Source organism: Blautia sp. DFI.1.216 (assembly GCF_020594215.1).
In the GTDB taxonomy this organism is placed as follows: Bacteria; Bacillota; Clostridia; order Lachnospirales; family Lachnospiraceae; genus Blautia_A; species Blautia_A wexlerae.
The window spans coordinates 21,989-29,217 of sequence record NZ_JAJDML010000047.1; the positions used below are offsets into that span (position 1 = coordinate 21,989).

General features: G+C 40.1%; 8 protein-coding genes. All 8 read right to left on the reverse strand.

All coding sequences use genetic code 11. From position 1 onward, the window contains the following. Positions 1 to 157: 157 nt before the first annotated feature. Positions 158 to 796 carry a cytidylate kinase-like family protein gene (locus tag LJE11_RS15115; protein ID WP_020993906.1) on the reverse strand — a complete coding sequence of 213 codons (639 nt, stop codon included), beginning with the start codon at positions 794 to 796 and terminating at the stop codon, positions 158 to 160. A 66-nt stretch (positions 797 to 862) separates the two neighbouring features. Further along, positions 863 to 1,777: an RluA family pseudouridine synthase gene (locus LJE11_RS15120; protein WP_008703141.1), complete on the reverse strand. Its 915-nt coding sequence runs from the start codon at positions 1,775 to 1,777 to the stop codon at positions 863 to 865. A 4-nt stretch (positions 1,778 to 1,781) separates the two neighbouring features. Next, on the reverse strand, positions 1,782 to 2,306 hold the full coding sequence (gene lspA / locus LJE11_RS15125; protein ID WP_025578432.1) for a signal peptidase II: 525 nt from the start codon (positions 2,304 to 2,306) through the stop codon (positions 1,782 to 1,784). Then, entirely contained in the window at positions 2,303 to 3,394 is a 1,092-nt protein-coding gene (gene aroB / locus LJE11_RS15130) for a 3-dehydroquinate synthase (RefSeq protein ID WP_008703138.1), read from the reverse strand. Before aroB ends, lspA begins: the two co-directional genes overlap by 4 nt. A 27-nt stretch (positions 3,395 to 3,421) precedes the next feature. After that, positions 3,422 to 4,174: a YlmH family RNA-binding protein gene (locus tag LJE11_RS15135; RefSeq protein WP_008703137.1), complete on the reverse strand. Its 753-nt coding sequence runs from the start codon at positions 4,172 to 4,174 to the stop codon at positions 3,422 to 3,424. 6 nt (positions 4,175 to 4,180) lie between these two features. Continuing rightward, the gene (locus LJE11_RS15140) at positions 4,181 to 4,840 is read right to left on the reverse strand and encodes a cell division protein SepF (RefSeq protein WP_118669852.1); all 660 of its coding nucleotides are present in this window, start codon (positions 4,838 to 4,840) and stop codon (positions 4,181 to 4,183) included. Between the two features lie 19 nt (positions 4,841 to 4,859). Then, the gene (locus LJE11_RS15145; RefSeq protein ID WP_118669853.1) at positions 4,860 to 5,561 is read right to left on the reverse strand and encodes a YggS family pyridoxal phosphate-dependent enzyme; all 702 of its coding nucleotides are present in this window, start codon (positions 5,559 to 5,561) and stop codon (positions 4,860 to 4,862) included. A gap of 15 nt (positions 5,562 to 5,576) precedes the next feature. Further along, positions 5,577 to 7,028 carry an HlyD family efflux transporter periplasmic adaptor subunit gene (locus tag LJE11_RS15150; protein ID WP_227296157.1) on the reverse strand — a complete coding sequence of 484 codons (1,452 nt, stop codon included), beginning with the start codon at positions 7,026 to 7,028 and terminating at the stop codon, positions 5,577 to 5,579. Positions 7,029 to 7,229 lie beyond the last annotated feature (201 nt).

The window sequence follows — 7,229 nt, forward strand, 5'->3', positions numbered from 1 at the left end:
AGTCTTGTTACTGTTCATACACCACTATCCCGAGGCATACAAGCCAAAATTCCATTGCCGCAGGCAATCTGGAATGAATTGAAAAGACTGTTATAAATTCATCCAAAAAACAGATACTTTACCAAGGATGTGGTAAAGTATCTGTAAAAAGATAATCCTATTTATTTTTTATGGAATCAAAAATCTCAATTGCCTGAATGATTGCTTTTGCTGCACCATCAATTCCAAGTTTGCTGCTGTCTACGCAGAGATTGTAGCTTGAAGCAGCACCCCATTTCTTATTGGTGTAGTAATTATAGTAACTGGAACGGCTCTTGTCTGTCTTATTGATCATGTCTTTTGCTTCTTTTGCAGTTTTATTATGTTTCTGTGAAAGACGGTTAATCCTCCAGTCTGTATCTGCATGTACAAATACACTGAAACAGTCTTTATACTCTGACAACGCATAATCTGCACATCTTCCGACCATAACGCATGGACCTTCGGAGGCCAGTTTCTTGATTGCGTCAAACTGTGCAAGAAATACTTTGTGGTTCATAGGCATATCTGTAAATCCTGAAGAAGAATAACCAAATGAGTAGGTATCCATAACCAGAGAATATAAAAAGCTGTTAGTTGGTCTTTCATCATGATTCTCAAAAAGTTCTTTGCAGATACCGCTTTCATTTGCTGCATGTTCGAGAAGTTCTTTATCATAACATTTAATACCAAAATATTTGGCAACTTCCTGACCTATCTGTCTTCCTCCACTGCCGTACTCACGACCAATTGTAATAATTGAACTCGTACTATTCATAGTCTGCACTCCCTTCTGTTACATATTCGATAGACATATTATACAATATTTCCCAAAAAATGCAAACTACTTTCGTAATTTTTCTAATAATTTAACGAAATATTCAGGTAAAGGAGCTGTAAACTCCATATATTCGCCCGTTGATGGATGAACAAAGCCAAGAATCATTGCATGAAGCGTCTGTCCCTGCAGATGATAAGGATTCTTACCGGAACCGTACACTTCATCACCCAGAAGTGGATGACCGATACTTGTCATATGCACACGAATCTGATGCGTTCTGCCTGTTTCCAGACGGCATTCCACATAAGTGGCATTTTTGAAACGTTCCAGAACTTTATAATGTGTGACAGCATCCTTGCCGTTTTTATAGTTGACAGCCATCTTTTTGCGGTCAATCGGATGGCGCCCGATGGGACCTTCGATCGTCCCTTCGTCTTCTTTCAGTACTCCTGCCACGATTGCCCGGTATCTACGCCTGATAGAATGCTCTTTTAACTGTTCTGCCAGATTGCGGTGTGCATTATCATTCTTGCATACAAGAAGTGCACCTGTGGTATCCTTATCGATTCTGTGGACAATACCAGGACGCAGAACACCATTGATCCCCGACAGATTGTCCTTACAGTGAAACATAATAGCATTTACCAATGTTCCGGAAGTATGTCCGGCACTGGGATGAACCACCATCCCCTTTGGTTTATTTACAATAAGTACATCATCATCTTCATAAAGAATATCCAGAGGGATATCTTCCGGAAGTATATCCGGCTCTTTTATGTCAGGAACTGCTACGGAGATTTCATCTCCTTCCTGAACTTTGTAGTTGGCTTTTACAGCAGAACCATTGACGGTTATTTTCTGCTCTTTAAGCAGCTTTTGAATATAAGAACGTGACAGTTCTTCGTTCATTTCTGAAAGATAGCGGTCAATCCGGATACCGGACTGACCGTCAGAAACCTGATAATTAAGAATTTCCATAATACTAATCCTTTTTTATTCTTAAGAAGTCATAATCTTCATCATTTTTGTATCTGAAACACACCAGCATAACAAGTAATATGCCACTGCATACCACATACATATCAGCTATATTAAATACCGGAAAATCAATCAGTGAAAAATAGATAAAATCCACAACATAGCCTCTGCATACTCTGTCAATAAAATTTCCAAGAGCACCGGAAACCATTACCAGTGCAGTTACTGACAGCGGCAGATAATATCTGTTTTTCGGGATTCTGGCATATACATAGATAAATACACCAAAAAACAAAAGGCACAAAATCACAAACACCGGAATTTTACCTTCAAACAATCCAAAGGCCATTCCACGATTTTCGAGATACCGTAATTGAAGAACTCCTGGAATGAGAGAGATATCAGGCTGATCTTTCAGTTGCGCCAGAACAAGAGATTTACTTCCCTGATCCAGGATTGTCAGCAAAAGGATAATAATACAGCCTCTAATCCAGTGCATACATGAAGATACGGAGGAAACAGCTGTCATATCAGAATCTCCCGGATTGCCTGGAGCAGTTCCTCATCTGTGACAGTTTTGTCTATAAAACTTTTACCGATCCCGTCCATAAGGATAAATTTAATATGACCGGCTTCCATTTTTTTGTCTTTTTTTGTTGCTGCCAGGACATCCCCGGCATTCAGTGAATCAACAGAAAGAGGAAGATTATAAGAATGGCACCCTTTTCTGATCTCTTCGTATTCTTCTTCTGTTAATAATCCTCTCTGCATGGAAAGATAAGCGGCAGCGATCAGACCGACTCCAACACACTGTCCATGAAGCAGCTGAAAGTTTTTCATTTTTTCGACTGCATGTCCGACTGTGTGACCAAGATTTAAAAGTGCACGTTCTCCCTGCTCCTTCGGATCACGCTCTACCACACCTGCCTTGATCTCGCAGCATCTGCGGATCATTCTGGAAAGCATACTCAGATCCAATTTACTGATCTCAGGCTGATTCTTACATACAAAACGGAAGAACTCTTCATCGCAGATCAGTCCTGTCTTAAGAATTTCACCCATTCCACAGGTGAATTCCCGATTCGGAAGAGACTGCAGGGTACTCATATTCATATATACAAGGCGGGGCTGATGGAAAGCTCCTACCATGTTTTTGTACTGAAGGAAGTCAACACCTGTTTTACCTCCTACGCTGCTGTCAACCTGTGCCAGAAGCGTAGTAGGAACCTGGATAAAATCAATCCCTCTCAGGTAAGTGGAAGCTCCGAAACCTGTCAGATCACCTACAACACCGCCGCCCAGCGCAACCAGCAGACCTTTTCTGTCCATTTCATTCTCAATCAAAGTTTTATATAATTCCTGTACTGTATTCAGGTTTTTGTTCTTTTCACCAGCTTCAAATACAAAAGAGAATATTTCAGAGGAAATTTCCTGAAGAGCTGATTTAACTGCCTCATGATAAAGAGGTGCAACATGACTGTCTGTCACAATACAGATTTTCCGGTTTTCAAGTCCTTCTTCTCTAATCGCACCGGCAAGATCCTGAAAGTCATTTTTAAAATAAATAGGATAATGGAAATCTCCTTCCCGTTTTACAAGTAATTTCTGTTCTGCCATTTTCCTGTTCTCCTTTTATTACAAAATTTATACATAGCGCATAATACGCACACTGCAGCGTCCTTTTTTTGTCTGGTGAGAAACACCGTCAAAAATGAACCGTCCTTTCCCACGTACAGATATAATGTCACCATCTTTCGGCTCATATCCGTTGCTGGTGATCAGTTTTCCGTTGACAAAAACCTGCCCGCCTTCAATATAAGATACCATACTGCTTCTGGATGTCTTAAAAGCAAGCGAGATCAATGAATCCAGACGTACCGAAGCGCAGGTACCGCTGACAGATTCAAGGACAGGGCGTGGAAATTCATCAGAATCCTCCACTTTTGTGATCAGAATATTGGTATGACGGACCCGGCACAGATTTTCAAGAAAGAATTCCGTCATTTTGTTCTGGCAGAAAAACCAGGCAGCTTTTTTCTGAACAACAATATCACCGATCACACTTCTGTCTACTCCAAGATTGAGAAGTGCACCGAGATAATCACGATGAGAAAGCTCTTCAGAGAATTTAAGAGCCTTTGGTTCAATCCTCAGACAGTCGATGGGATATTCCCATGTAAAAGCAAGAGCATCAGGATGAAATGCAACCATCTGACGCTCCGCATTCTCATAGCCTCCGGACGTCTCCATAACAATCTGGGGAAACTGATGTTTCAGGCTACTGACTATATTCTGTTCATTTAAATTAAGAAAATCCGAAAATGTAACGATATCTCTCTGCCAGGAGAGATTTGCCAATTCCCGGATTCTCTTAAGAAAAAATTCGTCTTTTTCCATCCTGGATCAATATCCTGCTCTTACAGACGGAGCAGAGCCTCCCAGAATATTCTGAAGGTCACCGGTAATATCTACATTGTACGGTCCAAGTACAAAGATATAGCTGGATACTTTCTGAAGGCTGCCGCCTAAAGAATAGCATGCACCGGACGTGAAATCGATGATCCTCTGTGCCAGTTCCACATCAATTCCCTCCAGATTCAAAATAACAGTAGAATTATCTACTAAAGTGTCAGCAATCTCACGCGTATCTTCCATAGAAGAAGGTTTGATCACACAGACTTCCATATTTGGGCCCTGATTTGATTTGCGGCTGCTTCTCATTGGAGTAATCTTGGAAGATGCTGCAGGACGTGTCTGGCGTTCGGCGCGTTCCTGTTTGACCGTAACCTTAGACGGAGCTGAAACGGTCTGTTTTGGAGCAGATGCCTGTTTAGGAACTGTCTTTACTGTTTTCTCTTCTACATCATCGAAGTCATCATTATCGTCGGATTCTTTTTTCTTAGAGAATTTATCAAAAAATTTCTTCTTTGGTTTCTCATCGAAATCGTCATCGAGAAAGTCATCATCTTCTTCCTCATCTAACAGATCATCATCTAAGAATCCATCATCATCGTAATCATCGTTTAATTTGATGGCATCTAAAAATTTATCTAAAACGCCCATTTTAATCTCCAATCTTATTTTAATCTTCTTTTATTGAGTAATCTCTTTCGCCAAAGATACCCGTTCCCACGCGCACCATAGTGGCCCCTTCCTCAACTGCGACCTGATAATCATTTGTCATTCCCATACTCAGGACGCTCATATTAACATTATTAATGTTTTTGGCCGCAATGTCAACACTTAATTTCTTTAATTTTTGAAAAACTTCTCTGTTTTCTTCAGGATTTGCTACAAATGGTGCAATTGTCATAAGTCCTTTTACCTGAAGATGCTCATAAGAAGAAATTTCTTCCAGAAATGGTAATACCTCTTCGACTGAAAGGCCAAACTTACTTTCCTCTCCTGCTACATTTACTTCGATCAGAACCGGCATGCAGATATCTTTTTTTGCTGCCTCTTTTTCGATGGCCTCTGCCAGGCGGACAGAATCTACAGAGTGTATCATAGATACTTTATCAATAATATATTTCACTTTATTTCTCTGTAAATGTCCGATCATGTGCCACTGTACATCTGATGGCATCTGATCGTATTTATTTACGATCTCCTGAACCTTATTCTCCCCAAACACTCTTGCACCCGCATCATATGCTTCTTTCAGCATTTCCACCGGTTTGGTCTTACTGACCGCAATAAGAGTTACCTCTTGGGGAGAACGCCCTGCAGTATCGCAGGCCTCTTCAATATTCTTTTTCACAAGGTTTAGTTTATCAGCTAACATATTAAGCCTCCTTAATTAGTATAAAATGTCTTCTTCCTTTACTTGATCAGCGTTTCGAACAATGTGATCATATCTGGAAAGACCGTAGGTGGTGTTTTTAGATACAATAGCATATTCTTCGTTCTCATCAAGTATTTCAATACGGCGAAAAACCGCATAGCCTTTATTAATACAGTACACTCCCTCCAGGGTATCTGTCTCTCCGATCACATATTTTTCACCGGTATCCGTATTGATCAGGGCATCCCCTTCCTTAAATGAACTCTTGTCAACATAATAAATCTGAGGTTGTTCTGCTTGGTCCACTGCCAGTTTGGAGACAGATGAATCATCAATGCTTGCGTAAATGCTCACATTTTTAAATGTTGTTTTATTTTTCCCCTCATAAAGGGTAAAACCTGTCTGATTATCCTGTGTAGTGGACATTCTGGATGGAATCACATAAAAATCCTTGGTTACAATAGAGGTAAGAGGGATTTTCAGACCTACAACTGTGTTGGTTACAAGTTCAATGTCCAAAAAACGGTCAGATGCATAACGAATCAGACCTTTATTGAAGTCAATCTGTCCATATTTGTCACCGTCTATGGTAATAATGGAAAAATCTCCGTTTTGTGTCATATCGTCTTTTAAAAATTTGACACGTATTGTAGAACGGTCTTTCAGTTTTTCAACCTGTCTGTCGCTCAAAGGAATCAGAAGGCTCCAGCGTTCATCTGTGATAATGGTATAAATATCATCTCCTGCTTTTACCTTGTCGGAAGTTTTCAAATCTGTTTCATGGTAAGAATTCTGATCGAAATCTTCTGCCTTTACAGCATCTACTGTTTTTCCTTCATAATTATCCATGGAATATAAAACGATGCCATCAGATTGGGACTGGCAGATAGTTTGATTTCCGGGATAAATATCTGCTGTTTTGTCATTGTCACCACTGTCATTTCCTTCACCGTCCTCATCTGAAGTAAGAGGAGCAGATGAGGTATTGCCAGACTCTGCATATTGAAGGATATTTCCCTTCAGTTCATATTTAAAGCTGTAGGTGCTGTTAAATTTACTTGAACTGAATCCTTTGGAAAAACTCATCATATCAGTCCGTACCTTTGAAAGTTCTTCCGGGGCAAGAGATGCCGGAGCAGAAGCTGTTTTTGTATCACTAAGTCCGTACACCGCTCCGGAAGCATTGATCTTACTGCCCTCCCTTGCATAATAAGTAATATAGCCTGATGAATCTGCCTTGCATAAACTTTCTTCACGTATGGCAAGACCGGTATATGTTTCGTTGCGGGATAAAGGTCCTGATGTAACCTGATAGGACTCAATATGAGTAGTTGTAAAATATAATATGGCACTGAATGCCATATATATGAATAAGATGCCAAACATGATCGTTCCGATATTCAGCCCCACGACCATGCGAAGCCTTGCCAGGATTCCCGGCATTTTTTTTGATTTATTATCAGACAATGGAATGTCTCCTTTTTGTGCAGTTCATAATCATTCTATAACTGTTCAGCGATTTCACAGTGACTGCTGAATAGTTACACCATTTTCCAAAATATTGTAACACTTTGCACATTTAAAAACAAGTTTATTCATAAAGAATTCACAATAATCGTTACTGTTCACTCCGTTCACAGTAACGTAGCCAAAATTCATTCCAGATTG

What these genes read in the sequence shown, in the direction of transcription:
- LJE11_RS15115 (WP_020993906.1), bottom strand. Translation starts at nt 796, where the DNA reads ATGAATAGTACGAGTTCAATTATTACAATTGGTCGTGAGTACGGCAGT.
- LJE11_RS15120 (WP_008703141.1), bottom strand. Translation starts at nt 1,777, where the DNA reads ATGGAAATTCTTAATTATCAGGTTTCTGACGGTCAGTCCGGTATCCGG.
- lspA (WP_025578432.1), bottom strand. Translation starts at nt 2,306, where the DNA reads ATGACAGCTGTTTCCTCCGTATCTTCATGTATGCACTGGATTAGAGGC.
- aroB (WP_008703138.1), bottom strand. Translation starts at nt 3,394, where the DNA reads ATGGCAGAACAGAAATTACTTGTAAAACGGGAAGGAGATTTCCATTAT.
- LJE11_RS15135 (WP_008703137.1), bottom strand. Translation starts at nt 4,174, where the DNA reads ATGGAAAAAGACGAATTTTTTCTTAAGAGAATCCGGGAATTGGCAAAT.
- LJE11_RS15140 (WP_118669852.1), bottom strand. Translation starts at nt 4,840, where the DNA reads ATGGGCGTTTTAGATAAATTTTTAGATGCCATCAAATTAAACGATGAT.
- LJE11_RS15145 (WP_118669853.1), bottom strand. Translation starts at nt 5,561, where the DNA reads ATGTTAGCTGATAAACTAAACCTTGTGAAAAAGAATATTGAAGAGGCC.